The 25,758-nt window shown below is 46.5% G+C and carries 11 protein-coding genes; 1 reads left to right on the plus strand and 10 read right to left on the minus strand.

Going from position 1 to position 25,758, the window contains the following annotated elements; translation table 11 throughout:
• Positions 1–6: 6 nt before the first annotated feature.
• The 3 genes from BLT29_RS04005 to BLT29_RS04015 form a co-directional block, all read right to left on the minus strand.
• Positions 7–648, minus strand: coding sequence for a response regulator transcription factor (locus tag BLT29_RS04005; RefSeq protein ID WP_090775027.1), 642 nt, complete (start codon positions 646–648; stop codon positions 7–9).
• The gene (locus BLT29_RS04010) at positions 648–1,781 is read right to left on the minus strand and encodes a sensor histidine kinase (protein WP_090775028.1); all 1,134 of its coding nucleotides are present in this window, start codon (positions 1,779–1,781) and stop codon (positions 648–650) included. The genes BLT29_RS04005 and BLT29_RS04010 overlap by 1 nt, the downstream gene beginning before the upstream one ends.
• Before the next feature lie 127 nt (positions 1,782–1,908).
• Entirely contained in the window at positions 1,909–2,823 is a 915-nt protein-coding gene (locus BLT29_RS04015; protein ID WP_090775029.1) for a TIGR01777 family oxidoreductase, read from the minus strand.
• Positions 2,824–3,004: 181 nt separating this feature from the next.
• On the opposite strand from BLT29_RS04015, the gene BLT29_RS04020 reads away from it, so the two are divergent.
• Complete coding sequence (locus BLT29_RS04020; protein WP_090775030.1) at positions 3,005–3,475, plus strand: GNAT family N-acetyltransferase; 471 nt, start codon at positions 3,005–3,007, stop codon at positions 3,473–3,475.
• A gap of 116 nt (positions 3,476–3,591) precedes the next feature.
• On the opposite strand, the gene BLT29_RS04025 is transcribed toward BLT29_RS04020, so the two are convergent.
• From BLT29_RS04025 to BLT29_RS04055, 7 genes are all read right to left on the minus strand, one after another.
• On the minus strand, positions 3,592–4,221 hold the full coding sequence (locus tag BLT29_RS04025) for a class A sortase (RefSeq protein ID WP_090775031.1): 630 nt from the start codon (positions 4,219–4,221) through the stop codon (positions 3,592–3,594).
• Between the two features lie 71 nt (positions 4,222–4,292).
• Positions 4,293–6,242: an isopeptide-forming domain-containing fimbrial protein gene (locus tag BLT29_RS04030; RefSeq protein ID WP_090775032.1), complete on the minus strand. Its 1,950-nt coding sequence runs from the start codon at positions 6,240–6,242 to the stop codon at positions 4,293–4,295.
• A gap of 407 nt (positions 6,243–6,649) precedes the next feature.
• Positions 6,650–7,057, minus strand: coding sequence for a hypothetical protein (locus tag BLT29_RS04035; RefSeq protein ID WP_090775033.1), 408 nt, complete (start codon positions 7,055–7,057; stop codon positions 6,650–6,652).
• Between the two features lie 56 nt (positions 7,058–7,113).
• A complete protein-coding gene (locus tag BLT29_RS04040) occupies positions 7,114–8,130 on the minus strand; it encodes a hypothetical protein (protein WP_090775034.1) in 1,017 nt (338 codons plus the stop codon).
• Between the two features lie 82 nt (positions 8,131–8,212).
• Complete coding sequence (locus tag BLT29_RS04045) at positions 8,213–9,196, minus strand: F510_1955 family glycosylhydrolase (RefSeq protein WP_090775035.1); 984 nt, start codon at positions 9,194–9,196, stop codon at positions 8,213–8,215.
• 135 nt (positions 9,197–9,331) lie between these two features.
• Positions 9,332–23,149, minus strand: a complete 13,818-nt coding sequence (locus tag BLT29_RS04050) for a non-ribosomal peptide synthetase (RefSeq protein ID WP_090775036.1) — start codon at positions 23,147–23,149, stop codon at positions 9,332–9,334.
• Positions 23,142–25,745, minus strand: coding sequence for a non-ribosomal peptide synthetase (locus BLT29_RS04055; protein WP_090775037.1), 2,604 nt, complete (start codon positions 25,743–25,745; stop codon positions 23,142–23,144). Before BLT29_RS04055 ends, BLT29_RS04050 begins: the two co-directional genes overlap by 8 nt.
• Positions 25,746–25,758: the final 13 nt, after the last annotated feature.

Raw genomic sequence — 25,758 nt, forward strand, 5'->3', positions numbered from 1 at the left:
TTTTATTTAGCATAATTGCTGCCTTATAGCATAAATCGCTAGCTGCGTTCGGTCACGCAAATCCAGTTTATCTAGCACTTGACTAATATGATTTTTCACCGTTCCAACGCTTAAAAACAGCGTATCCGCAATCTCTTGATTGTTCTTCCCGTTGCCAACCAGTTTGACAATGGAGAGCTCTCTCTTTGTCAATAATGCTATTTTTTCTCCAGCTCCTTTTGACGGTTGCGCATGTAACAAGTGTGGCATCACTTTTGCTGCGACACTGTCGTCTAAGTGCATGCCACCATTTAAAACACTTTTAATTGCTCGAATTAAATAGTCTGCATCAGCATCTTTTAATAAATAACCGCATGCCCCGTATTTCAGCGCTTCAAGTGCATATGCGTCATCATCAAACGTCGTAAGCATGAGCACTTTTGCGACTGGATGACGGGCACGAATCTCTTTTGTCGCTTCTAAGCCGTTTTTTACTGGCATTCTTATATCCATAAGCACAAGATCCACCATGTGTCGTTCATATGCTTCCACCGCCTCTTGACCATTACCCGCTTCAGCAATGACACGGAGCGTTTCATCTTGTTCAATCATCATCTTCAATCCTTGCCTTACAAGATGTAGGTCTTCTACTAACAGTAAATGATTCATTACTTCACGATCGCTCCTTTCAATGGGAACACACCAGTAAGGCAAAAGTGTGTGGCTGATCTCGAAATGTCTAAGCGGCCATCAAGTGACTCTAAGCGTTCCGTTAAACCGATTAAACCAAACCCTTTTTCAAATGGTGTTAATGAATGAATCCGGTTTTCAACACGCATTTGATAGCTGCTTGATCCAATCACTTCAAGTATGATCGTCACCTCACGGGAAAATCCGTGCCGCATCGCATTTGTAATCCCTTCTTGTACGAACCGATAAACTGTCACGTATTGTTCATTTGTTAAAGATGCTGATAATGCACCTTCTTTTGTCGTTAGTTGGACACGAATGTGGCTTTCTGATTCAAGTTTGCGAATCAATTGCAGCACAGAAGAAATGCCATATGTTTGATCACTTAAAGCTCGTACAGCTTGTCTTGTCTCATTTAAACTATCACGTGCCATTTGCTTAGCTTGCGCAACTAGGGATTTTACTTCTTTTTCCCCAGTTTTACGTTCTGTCATCTCAAGTTGCATCATCAATGCCGTCAGCTGGTGACCGACTGAGTCATGCATGTCTCGGGCAATGCGGGTTCGTTCCTCTGCTCTAGCGTTTTGTTCAGAATGATAGGCATGTCTTTTTAATGCACGATATTCAATAGAAGAAGATGTCCACTTATCTTTAAGCGCCTCATTTTCTTGTTTAAAGTGTCTTAAGTAAATGATCGCACAAAAGATCACGATGAGGATGCACAAATGAAAAAAGATTGGATATGTAACAGTATCAAGTATAAACGGTATAAAGGAGACACCACTAATTATCATACCTAGCGCTATAAAAATTGGTGTTTTGTTCGTCCCCTTCTCATTCATTGCAACATCAACGAGAAAAAAATAATACATCAGCCATGGATATAGCGACTCGGGTGACAGCAAACATAAATGAATGACTGTATAGGAGATAATCAGCAGCAATTGCCACGCCTTCCACACAGGAATGAGTGGACGGAGAAAATAGAGTATGAGCCATCCTGTAATGATAAAAATGAACGTCGCTTGTTCGTCTATAGTGGCCAGTTCATTGGTGAAGATCAGGCCCCAAATAAACAACATTAAACTGACCATGAACATAAAAGAAGTCATTTGTTTTTCTCCTTGCCTTTATACTCACTTCATCGTCATACCATTTTACAACGCTGGCAAGTGATCCGCAACAACACACGACAGCAGAAAGGTGCCGCCAGCAACGGAAGCACCCCTTTTCCAATGTTCATCCTACAAGTTCTTTTAATGTCTGATCTAAATCCGTGTATGAAAAAGAAAACCCTTCATCAATCAGTCGTTGTGGATAGCAGCGCCGCCCTGTCAAAGCGAGGCTTGGCTCTGTTCTCATAAACGTGTACGCTCCTAGTATGACCGCAAATTTCGGAGCCGGCGGGGCCCATCCTTTGCCAATGGACGTTCTTAACGATTTCATAAATTCACTATTTTGGACCGGCTCAGTTGACGTTGCATTGTAAACCCCTGTCATCGCCTCATTTTCGATCGCGCGAACGATCATCCGGTTTAAATCATCGATGTGAAGCCAGCTAATATATTGCCGACCATTTCCAACGGTACCGCCTAACCCTATTTTTGCAAGTTTTAAGAGCGGCCCTAACGCCCCACCGCCTTTTCCTAACGCAAAGCCAATGCGGAATAAGACTTTTCTCACACCGGTAATGTCTTCCTTAAAAAAGGCTTCTTCCCATTGTTTGCATATGGAAGACGGAAAGTCATCGCCATGTGGGCTATCTTCATGACATCGTTCTGTCGTATTACCGAAGATAGCCAATGAACCGGCTTGAATGACGACTGACGGACGGTTTGTTGTTTGCTTTAAGGCTTCATCAATGACTTTCACAGAATCCAGACGTGACCGTATCAGTTCTTCTTTATTCTTTTTTGTATAGATACAATTGACACTTTTGCCAGTGAAATTAACGACCGCCGTAGCCCCTTCCAATTCTGACTGCCAATGCCCAACTGTTTGCCCATCCCACTGTACGTATTTAATCCCATTGCGATCCGCTTGTTGTGATCGTGTCAAAATGATTGGCTCGTATCCTACTGTTACCAAATAATTCGCAAATGACGTCCCAAGAAATCCAGAACCTCCAGGTAAAAGGACTTTTTTATTTGCCATTGTCTCACACCCCTATCTTTGTCTCTGAAATGCATTGTGAAGCTTTGAGCATTGTAATTCATTTCAATACAACCTTCAATATTAATATTCGACATCGTGCAGGTGTATTCCTGCACAAAATCGTTTTTATCGTGTTATTATATGAAAGAACGATCCACTTTTCGCGAAAGAAGGGATATGAATGGTAGTTGAAATCCTGCAAATAACGTCACCGGCCGTTGCTACAGACATACACAAACTACAGATGGAAGCCTACACACGTGAAGCAAGACTCATTGAATATCCAGACATCCCACCATTACGTGAGACGATACAAGAGATAAAGGGTTTTCCTGGCATTGTTTATGGGATTTATGGCGAGCATCATCAAAAACTTTTAGGTGTCATCTTTATTGAACGCTTTGAAGATGGAAATGAACACGCAGCAACCATTGTAAAGTTGATTGTTGATGGAAAATATAGTCGAAAAGGGATCGGGCGCGCACTTGTAAAATATGTACAAACGAAATATAACACGTTATATGTGTCTACATCTAAACGTAATGCACCTGCCATTCGCTTATATGAGAACGCAGGATTTATCATCCAGTCACAAAAGGTCATTGATAAACAGCTTACTTTATGTATGTTTAAATGGGAGAATTTCTTTTAAACTAACAGTCTTCTTCCACAACGATGATTGCTAAACCTAAAAGAGAACTAGCCTACAAAGGTTAGTTCTCTTTACCACTTTCGTTACCACGTACCGAATAGCGTCGATTCTTGGCTTCATTTTTTGTTGACCAACTCCCCAGTAATAATGATCCGATCAGAACCATCCTCACTGTAACAACTGACAAGTGTAATAATCGGGGTGTCTCCACGATCTTCAATGACGTCCACTCGGGTCGGATCGACGATTTCCTTTGAAATCATTTCATATTCATACGTGTAACGGTCGTCACGAATGTAGATCGTGTCCCCTTCCTCCATCTTGCGCAATGGCGCAAATAACAACGCTTGATTGCGGGAATTATGACTCGCTAGTGCGTAATTACCCGCACCCATTTTTTGCTCAGGCTTCATCGTCCCTGCCCCAACTTTCAATGTTTCATTGGTCGTTCCGTATAAAATAGGTAGATGGATATGAACACTTGGAATCGAGATTTCTCCAAGCACACGGGACGTATCTACGGTAAAAAAAGGGTCCAATACACTGACCTGGTCAATATCCTCGAATCGAAACGCATCATCAAAAGAGATCGTTTGATTTTCCCTCAATTGTTCATTTGAAAGTTGCAACATATTTGCTTGCGCACGTTTTAAGAAATAGGGGCTAATCACATGATTCATGATTGGTTGATAAGTAATGATTAAAATGCCAATTAGCAGTAGCACCAGGCCGAGTTTCTTTCGCATGTTGTGATCCACCCTTTATTTACAAAAGAAGGCTAACCAAAAGCACGGTTAACCTTCTCATGTTTTAATACTTAATCGTTCAAGACCTTCTTTTTCTTTTTGAACAACAGATAACCACCTGCCGCCGCAAAGATTAGACCAATCACCATCAAGTACCAGAGAAACGCTTCGCCTGTTTGTGGCAACAATACACTGCCAGGCTTTTCTGGTCCAGCTTTTGGTGGCTCAGGATCTTTCCCTGGGTCTTTTGGAGGATCTTTTTCCTCTCCTGGCTCTTTCGGTTGTTCTTTTGTTTGCGACGTCACCGTCACGACCGGTGAATCGGCTTTCCCTTCTTCACCTGAACCGTTTTTAAAACTAACGGTCGCCATATTTGGAATCTTTTCATCCTCATATTGGCGCAAATCTGTATCTGCGTCGATCATCGCTGGGATGAACAGCGTGATTTCTTTCTTCCCTTCTAAGCCAGCAAAGTCTGTCACTGCAACGGTGATGAGATTACCTTCCACTGCAAGCTTCAAACCTTCATATTCCTCGCCATCAACCTCCACTTTTACAGCACCTTCATTCACTTTTAAACCAGCATCAACATTGTCGGTAATCGTGAATGACTCATATGTGGCAATGTCTTCTGGAATCGTTGTGACAACTGTATAAAGAAATTCCATCTCGCGATCAATCAATAGATGATCGGTGTCGTTGATATTTTTTGTAATTGTTGGTGGATCTGGTGTCACTGGCGGTGGGGGCACATCCCAACATGATGCATCGTTTGCGTCATGGGTCACGATTGGAAACGCCATTTCTTTCCCCTCAATGAACAGCGTGCCGGTACTTGCGGTGTGAGATTCTTTGATCAACGACTTTTGCGTGATTTTGTAAGTGATCTCATATTGGCCAACCGGCACGTCAGCAAGATCAAAGGTGATCTCATTGCCGTTTATTTCCGGTGTGATCGTCGTACCGTCACTGGCCATCAGCTTCACGCTATCCTCATCAATGTCATAGCGTTCATCAACGGTAAAAGTCGCGTGCATTTGTTGCTTTGTCGCAATCAGTTTTTTCAACTTGTCGGTGAAGTCGCTAATGCGGTCACCATCTTTTGTGCTTGCTTCAATAAAATCAGTTGGTGTAGAAGCCATATTTTGTAACGCAGCCATCACATATGGCCGTGCCGGATAATCTTCGCTGTCACGCTCCGGATTGACAAGCTCACCATTGTAGCGATCTTCCATTTGGCCTGGTTGCGTAAAGAGGTCAAAATCCTCCCAGTAAGCGGTAATCATCCCGTAGCCTTTTGCTTTAATCTCATTCGCTTGGGCAACAGCCTCGGCAGTTGCGGTTTTATAATCTTGATTGTATTCGACACTCATTTGCCCTTTCGGTGTGCGCATCGTAAAGTTGTTGTCACGTTGATGCAGGTAGCCATCGAGACGCGTATTGGCAACCCCGTCTGTAATGAGGACAAACACTGTTTGACGATCTTGGATGTCACCTTTATTACTTTCATAGCTTTCCAATGCTTCTTTTAGACCAGAAGCAGTCGGCGTAGCTGAGCCAATCTCAAAAGCATTGACCGCAGCTTTTGCTTGCGCGAAATCGCTCGTCAGTGGTTGAGCGGTATGAACATTGTAAGACCAGTCGATCTCTTGCACGTTTCCATCAGCGGTTTTGTTTCCTTTGGCGCCGCGGAATGTCGTTAATTGTACACGGCTTTCAGGATATAAGAGGTCAATGACTTCATTCAATGTCGATTTAACCGTGTCGATCGTATGGCGGAAACTACCGCTTGCATCTTGTACAAATACGAGATCAATTGGCACGCGCTCTTTTTCTTTCATAAACGACGCAGTCAGTTCATACGGTTTCACACAAGGATCGTCGGTGTTCAATTCTGTAGAAGTATGTGTAAGGCCGTTATTTGTGTTGAGCGCAAATGTTTGTCCTGGCTGAAAAAACAGTTGAAAAGATAGAAGAAAAAGTAACACGAATGGCAACAAATTTCCTAACTTTAGCTTCATTCCAATAACCCCTCTCGGTCGGTTCTGTTGGTGATGAATCCGTTTTATCGCTTTCCAGACTTGCAACACAAATCCCTTTCTTACCAGCTCCTTTCATATCGGCGAGCAACATATGTATCGCACGATCATATGAAAACAAATTTCTACGAAAAGGTGTAACGTATTTCTTAATTAGAAGTTTACAAGAAAATTCCCGCAAAATAAAGGATAACTTTTATGCATTTTTCGACATTTATAATCATAGTGGTTCATTGTTGGTGGTAAGTCGGGAAAAGGTTTGTTTCATTGTGGGGTATCTTGTTGGGGATTGATACATGAAAGACGTCAAAAATGACTTGAAGCCTCCGCAAGAAGATCAAGTCATTTTTCGTTTGTGGAATGCGCAGTAAAATCCACATGCGATCCTTTTAACCCGTATAAGAAAATAACCTTTCTGTATAGCTCCTTAACAAGTAAAACGCCAAAGAAGAAATCGCGCCAATTCCCGAAAAGAAAAGGAGGGTATTTTTAATAAGGGAAAAGTTATTCCAAATATATTCGCCAGTAAAAATCATTCCCACTATACGAACTAGCCATAGGACTACAGCACCAAGAAATAAAAACATGAGTGCTTTCAAAAAGGAAAAGTTTTTGTTTGGCAAGAGATGATAAATTAACTCTCCGATTAATGTACCGATCAAGCAAATAGGAATACTGGCTATGGCATATGAAATCAGAAATACTTCGGGAGATTGAAAGTTAAACAAGAATGCTATGAATAAAATTGTAGCAAATGATACTAAAATTGTTCCAACTGAACTAAGAAACCATTTCATTGCTTTCCCTCCTGCAACTTCTCACTTTGTCTAAATTCCCCAGCTCATACACACCCTCACTCTTCCTCTTCTTCTCCCTCATCCTCATCCAACCCCTCCAATTGCTCAAACAACCATGACGTTACAAACGATGTCCCTGCAAAACAGAAGGCAATGAGTGTTGCGCCGAGTACGGTGGCTTGTAGTTTTTCAGAAAACCACACAAATAGATTCATATAGACTGCTAATACAAGGATACACATCATATATTCCGCTGACGTGTTTGGTAGTAACGCTCTCAGACTATCAACTTCTTTACGTTTACTAAAGATGACGATGCCTTCTGCAAGGGCGAGGACGAGGCAGCCCAATAAGGTAAAGCCGCTAAAATACAAGACATTACCCCAGAAATCTGGCCCATAGTCCATCGTCACAAGGGATGTTTTGGCCCATAAATGGATGGTTATCCAGGAGACTGCAACAGGTACAGCCGAAAAAAGGAGAAACGCAACTACGGCGAGTGTGATCGCACACGTCATGCCAAAGATGTCACTCGGATCGAAGCGGTTAAAGGCGAGATTGCTTTTGTCATCATCTATATCGTCGTCTTCCTGTTCCTCTCTGTTCGCAAGAATCACCAAGCCGATCACTACACCGACAATGATGACAAAGACACATACCGCAAAAATCGTTCCACCAACGATGGTTGTTTGTAAACGATCGGATAGCAAGTGGAATATATGGATATATGCAGTGAATCCGATAAAGACACTCACCCATTCTCGCCATGTTTTCGGGCATAGCGCTGAGATGTGCACAATGTCGCGGTTGTGCAGTCGTGTATGTAAAACAACAATTGCCAACGCAACTCCGATTGTTAATCCAAAGAAGCCCGTGAAATAGAGCAGATTCAACCCTATACTTGTGAAGAACTGAAAATGAAAGAATGGCAGTAGATGGAGTCCATACATCACACCCCATAGCATCATACCTGGAACGGAAAATAACAATAACACGCAAAGGATCGACCCAATAACGGCATTAAATATTCGTAAACAATCAATTCCGTGTCGGACGATGCGACCTATATACATGTGGGATCACCTCTCAAAATAAAAATAAGCACGTATACAATGTGAATAGTATACGTGCAAACAGTCATGAATTCAACGATATTTACTTCGAATCTATGTTTCCTTCTGTGAACAGCTTCTCCCACGTCTTGCCACCATCTGTGCTGCGGTAACCGTCAAGTTCCATGGTCGTGATGACGATGGTGTTTGGATCTTTCGGGTTCACCGCAATGTAGCTAATTGCATCGTCTGATTCGATGGAAGGCAACGTTAGTTCATGTTGCGCGCCGTCGGCAGTGAGATGTACCAGTTTTGCGACTTGGTCATACGTCGCAACGTAAAGGTCGTCCTCTTGATAAGTAAGGGCGGTGACTTGTGGCGTGATGTCCGCTTGTGTAAATGTGTCGCCTGCATCCTCTGACAAGAATAAACCTTCCGCCGTTCCGACAGCGAGTATCGCTTCATCACGTGGATGGACAGCAATTGCACCCATGACGTGACCTTGCTCATTTTCTAAGCTCGGCAAGCCTTTTGACGCTGCCTTTGTCCATGTGTTTGCATCGTCATTTGTCATGTAAAGCCCTGTTTCTGACAGGCGATCAGTCGGGGCCGGGTTGTAGGCGTAAACGGTGTTTGTGTAATAGCCAACACCCTTCACATGAAAATCAGTGACCCCGAGCAAGTCGAGTGATTCTAGTGTTTTCCCGCCATCCGTACTTTTCACAAGTCCAATTGGATCGACTTCAAAAGATGATTCCATACCAGGGTGTCCACTTGTGTAAAAACCGCTTTCGACCGCATTAAACCCCATATAGTCATTGCGTTCTTTTGCGGTTTCATACCAATCGTCTTCAACTAATATTGCAACGCCGTTATGTGTCGCAAAATAGACCGCGTCGTCATTCCCAGCATATCCTAACCCGTGGATATGCGTCATGACAAGGGAATCTGTTTTAAGGTAAAAATCGTCTCCAGCAAACGGTCCGCTTTCTGAAACTTCACCGCTTTCTTCCGTCTTATTCCCACAACCAACGATAACCACACTTGCTAGTGCACCGATCATAAATAGTGATACTTTCTTCTTCATACCCTCTACCCCCTGTACGTATATAACCCCATTTTAGCGGTTGGGCCTACGGGAAGCAATTGAAGAAAGTGTGACAGAATGTGGGCAAAAAAGGACACCCGACTGCAATCGCACGCGCAGTCGGGTGTATCCTCGTTACATCGTCGTTGTTTTTGCTTTGAGTATGCCTGTTTTGTAGAAATGGGCAATCGTTTTTGCGACCATATCAGCGGTGAGGATTGGGAAATCAACGCCATATTGGTCGAGTTTGACGACCGTTTTGTCATTCGAAAAAGCGGTGCGCGCTTCCGAGAAGCCGCCTTCTTTCAACAAATGAATGAGCGGGGCCATTGCATTTGTTTCATGCTGGCGCGCATCTTGTTCAAGCGCTGCTAACCACGCCTCGGTTGACACTTCCGCAAACGTTTCGTGAAATGCTTTCATCGCTTCGACGATCGTGGCAAATTTGATTTTGTGTCGGTTAAATAGATGGTACGTCCCACCGACAGTCTCTTTTTGCGACAAGCAGACGATGGCTTGACTCATTTTATCGACCGGGGTCATTTCAATTTTTTCGTCCATCCGTGGTGCCATGCCTAACTCTAGACAACCACGGACGAGGCGCCATAAAAAGTCACTTTCATTGACAATCCCAGTGACACTATCGCCTGACACCCTACCTGGGCGGTAAATAGAAATCGGTACTCCTTGTGCACGGGCATGCGCGACGACATGTTCAGCGACCCATTTGCTTTGCGTGTAGCCGATGTGCAAGCCATCAGGTGAGCCGAGGTCACTCGTTTCGGTGAAAAGCGTCTCATCGTTACTTGGCTCAGAGAAGACAGACAACGTTGACACATAATGAAGTGGTTTCACTTTGTTACTGACGGCAAGGCGAATGATCTCCTTTGTCCCATATACATTCGGGTAACGCGATTGCTCGTAAGGCATCATGAAGTTCACATCAGCCCCATTGTGATAAATGACATCGACTTGGGCTGCCAACTCGGCCCATTCTGTATCGTTTAAACCAAGGCGCGATTTCGCCAAATCACTCACGACAGGTTTAATACGTGTGGCAAAAGCTGGTTGCCATAAGTCATAACGGCGCAAATTTTTCTCGATGCGCTCAAGTGGCGCAGCACCCTCTTTATGGCGGACAACACAGTGGATCACCGCTTGCGTTGTTTGCAGCAAGTCTCGCAACATATAAGCGCCTAAGAAACCTGTCGCACCGGTTAAAAGAATCGTTTTGACTTGTTCGCTTGGCGGTGCAGCGTCTTGCAATGGTGCGGTAATGTCTGGCTCCAGCACACAATCTTGTTCAAACTGCGCTTGAAGCGTTTCTCCTTCTGCATCGAAGCGCGACGGTTCTTCCAAGATGTGCGCCATGCCGGCAATCGTTGGGTGATCGAACAAATGACGCAACGTAAGATCAATGCCTAGCTCTTCACTCATGATGAAGACAAGCTTCGTCGCAAGCAGGGAGTGTCCACCTAATTCAAAGAAGTTGTCATGAATACCGATCTGTTGGCGCTTTAATATACGTTGCCAAATCGCCAGTAATTGGTGTTCTGTCTCGCTTTGTGGGCGCGCAATTTCTTCGCGCTCCTCTTGACAAAGGGTTGGCAATGCTTTCCGATCGACTTTGCCACTTGTCGTGAGCGGGAATGCTTCCAGCGTGAAAATATGTGTTGGAACCATATAATGTGGCAAATGCGCTTTGGCATGGGCACGAACCGTTGTTGCATCCATCCCCTTTTCTGCCGCTACATACGCGGTCAACGTTTTATCGCCGACGGTATTTTCAGAGACGATGACGATCGCGCCGTCAATGTCCTCATGCTGTTGTAACACGGCTTCAATCTCTCCAAGCTCGATGCGGAAGCCGCGAATTTTTACTTGATGGTCGGTTCGACCAATGAACAGTAATTTGCCATCAGGTAAATAGCGGACAAGGTCACCCGTACGGTACAACTTTTCGCTTGATCCTTGTTTAAACGGATGCGGAATAAAACGCTCCGCCGTTAAGTCAGGTCGGTTCAAATAACCGAGGGATACCCCATCACCACCAACGTATAGTTCACCGACAACACCGATTGGTGCGAGCTGCTCATTTTGATCGAGCACATACGCCGTCGTGTTAGCAATCGGACGACCGATCGGAATCGACGGGCGCGTCATATCTTCTGCCTCAATCCAGTGACAAGCCGTGCATGCTGTATTTTCAGACGGGCCATAGCCATTGATAATTTGTGTGTCATGTAAAGCAGCGTGTGCTTTTTCGATATGCGGAACAGAGAGTGCTTCCCCACCAACGAGCAAATATTTCACGCCTTGAAGGGCCTCAATATGGTGATCGATAATGACATTGAACAACCCAGCTGTTAGCCACAACGTACTGACATTGTACGTTTGAATCATATGGGCGTAATCTTGCAAACGAGGATTGCTCGCTGTCATGAGGGCGAGGCGCGCACCGTTAAGCAAGCTACTCCAAATTTCGAATGTCGATGCATCAAAAGAAATGCTTGATGCATATAAAAACACATCATTGGACGAGATCGGCACCCACGTTTTTCCTTTCACAAGCCGCGCAATTCCGCGGTGCGCAATTAACACCCCTTTTGGTTTACCGGTTGAACCGGACGTATAAATGACATTCGCCAAAGCGGTTGCTTCATTTGGCACCGTGACGTTTGTCTCGACCGTTGGCATCTCTTGTTCGTTCAAGCAAACGATCGAAACATGCGCGACGCTCACCGGCTGATCGGTTAGAAGTAGCGGCATGGCGGTTTCATCAACAATGAATTGCAAGCGCTCGACTGGATGTTCTGGGTCTAATCCGACATAAGCGCCTCCTGCTTTCAACACGGCGAGCATGCTTGCGACTTGGTCGAAGGAACGGTTCATACAAATGCCAACACAATCACCCGGTTGTACCCCTTGTGCGAGGAGGAAATGGGCGATGCGATTTGCCCGCGCATTTAATGCCCGATACGTCATCGTCTCATCTACCGATTGCAGTGCAATCGCTTCCGGTGAGGTTGCGACTTGTTCTTCAAACAATGTGTGAACACAGTGATTTCGCGGATACGGATGGGCCGTGTCATTCCACTCAACTAGTAACTGCTCTTGTTCTGCTGCAGGAATGAGCGACAACGTCCCGACTTCCTTGTCTGGTTGCGCGACAATCGCGGTCAATAATGTTTCGAAGTGGGCGATCATCCGAGCGACTCGTTCTTCTGTAAATAACGCTGTATTGTAGACAAAACCGCCTGTCAGTTGGTCATCATGTGCAGTCATGACGAGTGACAGATCAAATAGCGCTGTCTTGTTGTCAAGCGGGACAGACTGGAGCGTGACGTCGCCCATCTTGACACGATCTGTTGGATCGTTTTGCAACGTAAACAACACTTGGAATAACGGGGTAAAGCTCGTATCTCGGCTTGTGCACAACGTTTCTACTAACTTTTCAAATGGCACATCTTGATGTGCATAGGCCGCAAGTGTCGTTTCTTTTACTTGTTGCAACAACGTCCGGAACGTACGTTCACTTTTGACTTGCGTTCGCATGACGAGCGTGTTGACGAAAAAGCCAATGACCCCTTCAATTTCACCGTGATGGCGATTGGCTACTGGTGTGCCAACGGCGATGTCATCCTGCTGGCTATAGCGATGCAAGAACGTGTAAAAAGCGGCTAACAACGTCATGTACATTGTTGTACCTGTTTCGCGACTAAGCTGTCTCAAGGCTGCTGTTAATTCTGGTGATAACGTGAACATTTTTGTCTCACCATGAAACGTTTGCACGGCCGGACGTGGAAAATCAGTCGGCAATTGTAGCTCGGAAACGCCGTTTAATTGTTGTTGCCAATACGCCAATTGCTCACGCATGACTGCCCCTTCTAACCAGTCTCGTTGCCACACAGAGAAATCTGCATACTGGACTGGCAACGGCAAAAGTGGCGATGATTGCCCCGCTGAAAATGCCTCATACAAGCTACATAGCTCGCGGATGAAAATTCCCATCGACCAACCGTCTGAAATAATATGGTGCATGTTGACCAACAGTTCGTGACGATCAGGCGCACATTTAATTAACATCGCGCGCATGAGCGGTCCGGTGCCGATATTAAACGGCTGCGTACGCTCACGGTCAATGATCGCCGCGACGTCTTCTTCACAACTTGCTTCAATCACTTGCAACGAAAATGATTCCGGTGCATGAATAAGTTGGACAGCTTCTCCGTCCGCGGATACAAATGTTGTCCGCAGTGATTCGTGACGACGAATCATTTCTGTAAAGCATTGTTCAAGAATTGCCGTGTTCACTGTGCCTGTTAGCCGCCATTGTGATGGCATATGGTAGTGACAGCTATGTTGATACATTTGTTCAAAGAACCATAACCGCTGTTGTGAGAACGATAACGGCAATTTTTCATCGCGGCGTACAGACAAGAAGGTTTTCTCAGCTACCGTTGTGCCCATCTGCGCTTGAATCTCGCGCGCCATATCCGCAAGTCGCGGCACTTGGAATAAGCGCGATAACGGGAAGTCAACGTGAAGCAGCTGACGAATCCGTGAGACAACTTGCGTAGCAAGAAGCGAGTGTCCTCCGAGCTCAAAAAAGTGGTCATTTTTACGAATCGACGTGACTCCTAAAACATCGCCCCAAATCGTCGCCAATATTTCTTCTACCGGCGTTTGTGGGCTCACATCATCTTGCGCATCAAGACGCGCGTCCCAATCGGGTTGCGGCAATGCTTTCCGGTCAACTTTGCCACTTGCCGATAATGGCAATGCAGACAAGATGACGATTGCTGTTGGTACCATAAATGACGGCAGCTTTGCCTTTAAATCTTCTTGCAATGTTGCTACGTTAAACGTAGCTTGGTTCTTTGGTACAACATACGCAACGAGCTGCTTGCCCCGCGACGTATCTTCATGTACGTGCGCGACAGCTGTTTGGACATCGGCATGGTCGAGCAGTGCGCCTGTCACTTCCCCAAGTTCAATGCGGAAACCACGGATTTTTACTTGATCATCAGTTCGACCGACAAACAACAACGTACCGTCTGGCAAATAACGGACAAGGTCACCGGTTCGGTATACTTTTTCATGCGCGCCGTCTTTAAATGGATGCGGAATGAACCGTTCTTTTGTTAACTCAGGGCGGTTTAAATAGCCGGCCGCGAGGCGAATCCCGCCAACATACAATTCACCGACGACACCGGCTGGCACCGGTCGCTTCTCTTCATCTAACACATACACATCCGTGTGCGGAACGGGACGGCCAATTGGAATGGACGGACGTGCCATATCAGCTGCCTCGACCCAGTGAATGGTCGTACATACGGTGTTTTCTGATGGGCCATACCCATTGAGTACGCGCGTGCCCGGCAGTGCTTCAAGTGCTTTCTTAATGTGCGGAACAGAGACCGCTTCGCCTCCAGTGACTAAATGCTTCACACCTTGGAGCGCTTTGACATTGTGATCGACCATGACATTGAACAAACCGGCCGTTAGCCATAGCGTGCTGATGCGATCCTTTTGGATGACACGCTCATAGTCATGTAAACTCGCTTTCGCTTCGCTCATCAATACGAGGCGCGCACCGTTAAGTAGACTTCCCCACACTTCAAACGTCGTTACATCAAATGAAGGGCTAGATGCGTAGAGTAGCACGTCCGATGAAGTAATCGGAATATACGTATCACCCGTCAGCAAGGCGACAATTCCGCGGTGGGTAATACAGACGCCTTTTGGTTTCCCAGTTGATCCCGAAGTGTAAATGACGTTCGCTAAAGATGTATTGTCCGACAGCGCTGTTGCGATGTTTGTCATTTTCGGTTCGATTCCCAGTTTATCTAAGCAAACGAGTTGCACATGACGTAAGCGCCGTTTGGCGACGACATCACTTTCCGTAAGCAAAAGCGGCATATGTGTATCGTCAATCATATATTGCAACCGTTCTTCTGGATATTCACGATCGAGCCCAATGTATACCGCGCCTGCTTTTAAAACAGCAAGCATGCTTGCGACTTGATCGAACGAGCGGCTCATACAAATGCCGACTTTGTCACCTACTTTCACCCCTTGCTCCTGTAATAACATCGCGATTCCGTTGGCGCGGTCATTTAAGGCAGCGTAGGTCATCGTGTCATTTTCTCGTTGCAATGCAATTGCTTCTGGCGTTGTCGCAGCGCGTTTTTCAAAGACCGTATGGACAAAATCAGCACTTGAAACGGGCTCGTCTTTGGTGGCCTCGTTCCATGTGACGAGCAATTCGTGCTGCTCTGCCGCACATGTAAGGACGATATCGGCAACCGATGTCTCATTGTTTTCAACAACCGCGGCAAGTAATGCTTGAAAATGAGCGATCATGCGGTCGATCCGGGCTTCTTCAAATAAAGCGGTATTGTATACGAATAAACCGTCCAACGCTTCTCCTGTTTCTTCTAACACAAGTGAGAGATCAAACAATGCGGTCTCATTCTCAAGCGTAATCGCGTCCATGTCAACATCGCCAAGTTGACTCGTTTCATTTGGTGTGTTTTGTAACGCAAACAACACTTGGAACAGCGGCGTATGACCGGCATCACGGTCGACGACGAGCGCTTGCACGAGTTGATCGAATGGGACATCTTGATGCGCATATGCTGCGAGTGTCGTTTCTTTCACACGGGTTAGTAAGTCACTAAAACGAAGTGATGGTGCCACATGTGTCCGCATGACCAAGGTATTGACGAAGAAACCAATTAATCCTTCTACTTCGGTACGGTTACGTCCAGCCACCGGTGTGCCAATAGCAATATCTTCCTGGCCGCTATAACGATGCAATAGCGCTTGAAAAGCGGCAAGCAATGTCATATAGAGTGTCGTCCCCGTTTCGTTGCTAAGCTGCCGTAATGATGTCGTGAGTGCAAGCGGCAGTTGAAACCTTTTTGTTTTCCCGGTAAATGTTTGCGCCGACGGACGAGCATAATCGGTCGGCAATTGTAAGACGCTGACGCCGTCTAACTGTTTTTGCCAATAAGCCATTTGCGCTTCGAGCACACCTTGTGCCAACCATTCTCGTTGTCGGACAGCAAAATCAGCATATTGAACCGGTAATGCCGGGAGTGGTGATGGTTTGTCAGTAACGAATGCCGCGTATAGCTCGCTTAATTCACGCACGAAAAGCTGGAGCGACCAACCATCAGAAATGATGTGATGCATATTCACATATAGTCGATAGTCGTCTTCCCCAAGTTTTAATAAACTTGCGCGCACAAGTGGACCCGTCGCCAGGTTGAACGGCGCGCTCAAATCATCCGCAACAAATGCTTCGACTCCATGTTCACTGTTTACTTCCATCACTGGTAGTGTAAAAGTAGTTGGCATAATGTGTTGGCTCACTGTATCTTGTCCATCGGCAGCGACAAAACATGTCCGTAATGACTCATGGCGTTCAATCAGCGCTTGAAAACTTTTTTCGAGACACGCAACGTCAATGGCACCACGAAGTCGCCAGAGCGAAGGCATGTGATAATGACAAGTACCTTCATGCATTTGGTCAAAAAACCACATCCGTTGTTGCGCAAAAGACAATGGTAATGCCGCCGCGTCTCGTGACACCGGGGTAAACGCCTCGTCGCGCACGGTCGTTCCGCCGGATCGCTCAATTTCCCGCGCCATCTCTGAAAGTACTGGCACACGGAACAGCTCCGCTAATGGAAAGTCGATCGCTAACATTTTCCGAATACGAGATACGACTTGTGTCGCTAGGAGAGAGTGCCCGCCGCGCGCGAAGAAGTCGTCATGTCGACTGACGTGCGGCACCCGTAACACGTCTTTCCAAATATCCACCAACACGTGTTCAGTATGCGTGATCGGCGCACCGGTGCCTTCCTCATTGGCTGCTGTTTCCCAATTAGGTGCTGGCAAAGCCTTGCGATTGACTTTGCCATTGTTTGTGAGCGGCAATGATTGCAACACGACAATCGCTGCTGGCACCATAAACGGTGGTAATTGTTGTTTTAAATCGGCACGCAATTGGTGTCGATCAAGGTCGGCATTTTCTGGCACGACGTGCGCGACGAGTTGCTTCCCGTGCCCTTCTTGCTCATGCACGCTAACTACAGCTGCTTGAATGCGCGCGTCATTTAGTAAAATTGCTTCTACCTCACCCAGTTCAATCCGAAAGCCGCGGATTTTTACTTGGTCGTCACGACGTCCAACAAAAGTGAGTGTCCCATCTGGCAAATAACGGACCAAATCGCCGGTACGGTACAATTTTTCATTCGTTCCCTCTTTAAACGGATGCGAAACAAATCGGTCTGCCGTTAACTCAGGTTGATTTAAATAACCTGCCGCAAGTCCGGCGCCGCCTGTATACAGCTCACCAACGACACCAATTGGTACAGGGGTTTGCTGTTCATCAAGCACATACACATCCGTCCCAGCAATCGGTCGACCAATTGGAATGGCCGGACGCGCCAAATCTTCCTCTTTAATTTGGTGACACGTTGTGAACACGGTGTTTTCCGTTGGCCCGTAGCCATTAATGATTTGTGTACCGCGTAATGTGTGCATCGCCTTTTTCACATGTGGTGTCGACAATGCCTCTCCACCAATTAATAAATACTTCACACCTTGGAGTGCTTCCGCATCATCATCGACAATGACATTAAACAATCCAGCCGTGAGCCAGAGCACGCTTACTCGTTCCGTTTGGATCAGGTGCGCATAATCTTGCAAGCTTGGTCGTGCCGTTGACATGATGACTAGGCGCGCACCATTGAGTAAGCTCCGCCAAATTTCAAATGTGGCCGCGTCAAATGACATGCTTGACGCATACAAATATACATCCTCAGACGAACGTGGCACGACCGTTTCATCTTTTGCCAAACGGACAATCCCTTGATGTGTTACTTGCACACCTTTTGGTGCCCCGGTTGAACCAGACGTATAAATGATGTTGGCAGTCGCTTTTGATTGCACCTGTATTGTAAGGTCGTTTGTATCTTCAGCAGGTTGCACCCGCGTTGTGACACAAACCGTCTCGACGTTCCGGAAATGGAGCTGCTCGTCCCCGTTCACAAGAATCATCTTCATTGCTGTTTCGTCAATCATATATTGCAAACGCTCTTGCGGATACGCCGGGTCTAAACACACATACGCGCCGCCCGCTTTTAAAATTGCGAGCATACTTACAATCTGCTCAATCGAACGCCCCATGCAGATTCCTACAGCCTCTCCTGCCTTTACCCCTTCCGTGACTAACCGATGCGCGAGCGCATTGGCGCGGGCATTTAACGTTCCGTACGTAAGTGCGTGTTCTTCGTCGACTAAAGCAATCGCACTCGGTGTGCGCCCAGCTTGCGCTTCAAATAGTGTGTGCACACAACCATTGACATCACTTGGCGTGACGGTTTCGTGCCACTCGGTTAGTAATTGCTCGCGCTCTTGTGCGGACACGAGTGTCAATGTCCCAATTGCTGCTGTTGGCTGTTCCACAATTTCCATTAACAACACTTGAAAATGGTGGGCCATGAGTGCAATCCGTTCGCTTGAGAACAAATCTGTGTTGTATACAAGTTCACCCACAACGCCATTTTCTATTTCTGTCATCATTAATGACAGATCAAATAGCGCGGTTTCTTCTGTTTCATTCACCTGCTCCACGGTCACGTCTGGCAAAGTCAACGTATCTACTTGCATATTTTGCAACGCAAACAACACTTGAAACAGCGGTGAATAACTTGGATCGCGCGCCGCATCTAACTCGCTCACTAATTTTTCAAACGGCACGTCTTGGTGTACATACGCTTGTAGCGCCGTTTCTTTTACTTGCTGTAACAATGACAAGAAGCTGGAAGAGCCATCGACGCGCGCCCGAATGACAAGCGTGTTGACAAAAAAGCCAATGACATTTTCTACTTCTGCTTCGTTGCGACCGGCAACAGGCGTTCCTACAGTGATGTCTTCTTGTCCACTATATCGTTGCAAAAGGATATGAAACGCCGCGAGCAACGTCATATATAACGTGGCCCCCGCTTGATCACTGACACGTTGTAATGAAGCAGTCATTTTTTGATCCAGTGTAAAGATGTGCGTCTTCCCAGTAAAAGTTTGCGTCGCTGGGCGCGGATAATCGGTCGCTAGTTGTAAGACCTCTACCCCATCCAGTTGTTCACGCCAGTAATCCATTTGCTTTTCTAACACACCACTTTCCAGCCACTCACGTTGCCACACCGCGTAATCAGTATATTGGAGTGGCAGTGCTCGTAATGGAGACGGCTTTCCAGCCAAAAAAGCTTCGTACAATGCCTGAAGTTCTCGAATGAAAATCCCCATCGACCAGCCGTCAGAAATGATGTGATGCATGTTTATGAAAAGCTCATAATCATCGGTCGCGCGTTGCACGAGTTGCGCTCGGAAAAGTGGGCCTGTCGTGAATGAAAAAGGTTGTTTACGTTCTGCCTGCAGGTGCACTTCCTTGTCTGGCTCATTGCGAACGTCAATGACAGCCAACGAGAAGGACGACGGGACGACTTGTTGTACGACCTCTTCATCATCTTGCTTTGTAAAAACAGTTCGGAACGATGCATGACGATCAACAAGCGCTTTTAAACTTTGTTCCAACACGGATACATTGAGTGACCCGCGAATACGCCACGACATTGGCATGTGATAATGACGGTTTCCGGGGTACATTTGCTCGAAAAACCACATGCTCGTTTGTGAAAACGAAAGCGGCATCCGTTCTTGATAAGGTTGGCGTGTCAATGGTTTTTTCTCTACTGCCATCCCGAACGATCGCTCAATTTCACGGGCTAGATCGGCAAAGATCGGCGTTTTGAACAGTTGGGGTACAGGTAAGTCGACATTGAACAATTTCCTGACCCGCGCGACAACTTTCGTCGCTAACAGCGAGTGTCCGCCGCAAGTAAAAAAGTGATCGTTACGCGCCACCCGTTCGACACCAAGCACTTCTGTCCAAATGCGGGCCAATATTTCTTCCACTGGTGTTTGTGGACCATTGTCATGCTTGTTGTCATGAGACGTACCCCATGTCGGTGCTGGTAATGCTTTGCGGTCAACTTTTCCGTTTGGTGACAATGGCAAGGCATGTAGCATGACGATGTGAGACGGTACCATGAAAGAGGGCAATGATTTTTGTAAATGTGTGCGTAATGTTGTTTCTTGAAGGTGGTCCTGATCGGTTGGGACGACATATGCAATGAGTTGTTTACCACGCACTGGATCTTCATGTACATGAGCAATCGCAGCTTGGACGTCTGGATGCTGTCCGAGAAGCGCACTCACCTCATCTAATTCAATTCGAAAACCACGGATTTTCACTTGGTGATCGGCTCGTCCAATAAAGGAAAGGGAACCATCAGGTAAATAGCGAACGAGATCGCCTGTCCGGTACAATTTTTCATCGGATCCTTTTTTGAATGGATGAGGAATGAAACGCTCCTTCGTTAAATCCGGCCGCTTCAAATAACCAGACGCGACACCGTCACCGCCTGTATAAAGCTCGCCAACGACGCCGATCGGCACCGGCTGTTGCTCGCTATCAAGTACATACACATTTGTATTGGCAATGGGGCGACCGATTGGAATCGACACACGGTCTAAGTCGCGCGCTTCCACCCAGTGACATGCTGTACATGCCGTATTTTCAGCAGGCCCATACCCATTAATGACTTGCGTTCCTTCCAATACGTTCATTGCTTTTTTCACATGTGGCACCGATAATGCCTCACCACCTGCGAGTAAGTACTTCACACCTTGTAACGCTTCTACTTGTTCGTCTACAATCGCGTTAAATAGTCCTGCGGTCAACCATAGGGTACTAATGCGGTGCTGCTTGATCACATCAGCGTAGTCTTGTACACCCGCCCGTTCTGCTTCCAAAAGTACGAGTTTTGCGCCGTTTAATAAACTACTCCAAATTTCAAACGTCGCTGCATCAAAAGCGATACTTGCGCCTTGTAAATAAACATCTTCAGGCGTAATCGGCACCCACGTTTCTCCTTTCACAAGTCGTACGATGCCGCGATGAGGGATCAACACGCCTTTTGGTGTGCCAGTGGAACCGGACGTGTAAATAACGTTAGCAATGGTTGTCGGTGTACACATAAGTTCAGGCAAGTTTGTTGCTTCTTCAGGTAACACCACTTGATCAAGCAACACCGCCTTCGTCGTTGATGCACAGCCAGTCGTGTCGAAATGACGGTCGGTGAAAAGAAGTGGCATCTCACTTTCTTCCATCATATAACGCAAGCGCTCTGGCGGATACGCCGGGTCTAAGCCAATGTACGCGCCGCCAACTTTTAAAATGGCCAGGATGCTTGCGATTTGATCAAATGAACGATGCATACAAACGCCGACAAAGTCTCCTTGCTCGACGCCTTCATTTGTTAAAAAGCGAGCAATTCGGTTCGCACGGGCATTCAACTCGCGATACGTCATCACCTCGTTGCTTTTGCTCGCAATGAGTGCAATCGCTTCCGGTCTCGTTGCTGCTTGTTCTTCGAATAAAGCCGGGACCGTTTTCTCGGCTGGATATGGGCACGCCGTGTCGTTCCACTGAACAAGCAACGTCTCTCGCTCTTGCTCAGACATGAGCGGTAACGCTTGCACCGCTTCAGACGGGCGCTGCACAATGCTTGCAAGCAATACTTGTAACTGCTGCCCCATCTGGTCAATGGTCTCTTCATTAAACAAGTCGACATTATACACAAGCCCGGCAACGAGATGGTCGCCGTGGTCTTCCATCATTAACGACAAATCAAATAAACTCGTTTTCCATGAAACATCAATCATGTCAATGTCAACATCTAATGCTGCTAGTGGAGTCGTTTTGGTTTCCAACGCAAAAGCAACTTGAAACAACGGTGTATGTTCGGCATTTCTCTCCGGTTGTACTGCTTGTACGACTTGCTCGAACGGCACATCTTGGTGGGCCTGCGCGGCGAGTGTCACTTCTTTGACGTGTTGTAACAGCGAATCGAAGCTCATATCCGCATCCATTTTGGCGCGTAAAACAACCATGTTGACGAAAGCCCCGATGATGCCTTCTAATTCTTCCCGGTTCCGGTTGGCTACAGCCGTCCCTACTGCGATGTCTTCTTGTCCACTATAACGGGCAAGCAACACATAATACGCGGCAAGCAACGTCATGTAAAGTGTCGTTCCTTCTTTCCGACTCAATGCTTTTAAATCACTGACGAGCGCTTTTGGTAATGGGAACTTTTTCGTCCGACCGTTGTACGTTTGCACGGGTGGTCGTGGTCGATCGGTCGGTAATTGCAATACGGGCACATCAGCTAATTGTTGTTGCCAATAATCAAGTTGCGCTTCAAAATCGCCATGCTGCCATTGATTTTTTTGCGTTAACACAAAGTCTGTATATTGTTGCGGGAGCGCTTGCAAATCTGGTGCTTCTCCAGCCGAAAATGCCTCGTAAAGACGCGCAAATTCTGCTTGTAATACATCAATGGACCAACCATCCGCAATGATATGATGCATGTTAACAAGAATAAAATGGTCTTCCTCGTCAAGCGTAAGCATCGTTACACGAAAAAGTGGGCCTTTTTCTAAATCGAAAAGGCGGTGCGCTTCCGTTTGCACGTATGCATACGCTTGTTGTTCCCGGTTTTGTGTATGTGCGAGATCTATTCGTTTGATGGCCACTTTCGCGTTTGGCTCGGTTACTTGTAATACTTGTCCATCGCGCGCTTGAAATGTCGTTCGTAACATCGCATGGCGAGAAACAAGCGTTTGGAAACATTTTTCGATCACCTTTACGCTAACTGCCCCGTGCATACGCCAGTTGAGCGAAATATGATCGACAGCATTCGTCTCGTCCATCTTTGAACTCAACCAGAACCGTTGTTGCGTGTAAGAAAGCGGGTGCACTTTTTTCTCACCTTGTTTTTTCAACAAAGCCTTCAACAAAGCTTTTTTATCACTCATGACGAGCGCCCTCCTCTAACAGCATATTTAACATCGCTTCAATCTCCTCTTCACTCATTGTATCTACCAAGTCAGTCGTGTGCTCGTCCGTCGCTGTGTCTACGTGCGCCGCTTGTTTTTCCGTAATAAACCGCGCGAGTTCGTATACACTTGGGTGAGCAAAAATGTCTTGCAACGTCACCGAGATGTTGTATTGCTTTTCAATTCGCGACGACAACTGCGTCATTTTCAACGAGTGCCCGCCAATATCAAGGAATTTGTCATGTAACCCAATATGACTTGATGCCAATAACGTCGCAAGTGCCTGAGAAAGGAATGTTTCTACTGGTGTTGATGGCGCTTGTGATGGCTTTTCGCCATGCGCACCATCCATATTTGGCGCAGGCAACGCTTTTCGGTCCACCTTACCGTTTGGCGTCAGTGGCATTTCCTCCAACTTAACCCACAACGTCGGAATCATGTACGTAGGAAGCTTCTTTTGCATAAATGTGCGCACCTCTTGGATCGAGACGTCCGTTCCTGGTGTAGGCACAATATAACCAACGAGCTGCTTCTCGAATGTCGCATCTTCGCGCGCGACGACAGCTGCAGACTGGACCGCACTGTGCGCACGCAACACATGTTCCACTTCATATAATTCAATACGGAAGCCCCGGATTTTTACTTGGGCGTCCTTTCTGCCTAAAAATTGTAACGTGCCATCCTCCAAATACCGCGCAACATCACCCGTTTTGTATAGACGCCGCCCTTGTTTAAAAGGGTGAGGGATGAATGCTTGCTCCGTTAAGGCTGGCTTGTTGACGTAACCTTGTGCCAGTCCGAGCCCACCGATATACAATTCACCGGCAAAACCAGTTGGCACCGGTGATAACGATGCATCGAGCACATATATTTCTGTATTGGCAAATGGTTGACCTAAATCAATCGGTGCCGTAGGATCAAGCAATTTTCCAGATGACCAAATTGTTGCCTCGGTCGGACCGTATAGGTGATAGATGTCGCCGGTAAATGATTGGTTCACCTTGTCTAGCAACGCCTGAGATAACGGTTCTGCCCCAACGAGCATCCCTTTCAATCGTGAAAAAGCAGACCCATCACCCCACATCATTTGTAAACGAGACGGGGTAAATTGCAGCCAATCAATCTCGTTTCTGCTAATAAATTGATGAAAGTGTGCTGGATTTGTTTGTTCAATTGTGTCGGCAATCGCCACTTGCATTCCGACTGTTAACGGCACAATCGTTTCCAATAAAGATAGGTCAAATGACATCGTTGCGACCGAAGCAATCCGCTCGCCCGGTTGAAAAGGAAGAAAGTCTGTGATTCCATAAACAAAATTTGTCACCGCACGATGAGAGATCATGACACCTTTTGGTTGCCCAGTCGAACCAGATGTATAGATGATGTACGCGTTGTCATTTTCATCGTGTGTGTACGTCCACGTTTCCTCATGTCCAGCAGCATGACAGGACAGTTCATCAACATTGATGCGTTTCAACCCATCTACCAAGGGTACATCCATTTGTGACGTGCTTAAGACAAACGTGACGCCGCTGTCGCGTAACACGTAAGAGATTCTTTCTGTTGGATGATCTGGGTCGATCGGTACATACGTCCCGCCGGCTTTTGACACACCAAGAAGCGCCACGACCATATGAATCGATCGAGGTAAAAGTAAACCAACAACGGTGCCTCTTTTCACTTCGGTCGCCCGTAAATATGCTGCAAGTTGCGTGATTCTTGCATCTAACGCTTCATAAGAAAGGCAAGTATCACCAAATGTAACAGCAACCTCTTTAGGTGTCTTTTTCACCTGTGCGCTAAATAGTTCGGGTAACGTCATATCAAAACGAAATGCTTGATTCGTTTCATTCTTCTCAACAAGTAAATGATGGCGCTCGGCGTCTGTCAACAATGGCAATGCCGCAATGGGTTTTGTTGGCTCATCGACAATGGCTCGTAACAATGTTAAAAAATGCTGCTCCATCCGTGTGATTGCTTCGGCTGTGAACAAACGCTTATTGTACGCCAGACGGCCAACAAAATGTGTCCCTTCTTCTTGGAACGTTAATGAAAGATCCGTCGATCGCGCGACCCCAGCAACACCGTTTTGTAGTGCGAAAAATACTTGATATGATGATGCCGCATCGGCTTCAACCGGCATCTCTTGATATGCATCAGCAGCAACCAACCCGTGTAATAGATCAAGAAAACGCCTATCGCCTTTGACACTAGCACGAATGATGCGTATATTGGCGCCTGGTTGATCCATGGCGGGTGTTGCAATTGCAATGTCTTCGTGGCTCGTATAACGGTATAATAAAGTATAAAAGGCAGCGAGTAATGCCGTATACAATGTGACATTTTCTTGCTTTGTGAAGCGACCTAGCGCAGCAGTTAACGCGGACGGGATCGTAAAAGAATGATGCCCGTAACCTTCCTTGATATCATCTTGTGCTACAAAAGGAATGGCCGTTATACCCGTAAAGTATTCCTGATCTCGCCCTAACTGAGCGTACGTTCGTTCTTGTTGCATGCGTTGCCCTAGCAGATCACTCGGCGCGTGCCGATTGTCTACAATGTTATTCATTTTCATCGTTCTCTCCCCT

Source organism: Shouchella lonarensis (assembly GCF_900096965.1).
In the GTDB taxonomy this organism is placed as follows: domain Bacteria; phylum Bacillota; class Bacilli; order Bacillales; family Bacillaceae_D; genus Shouchella; species Shouchella lonarensis.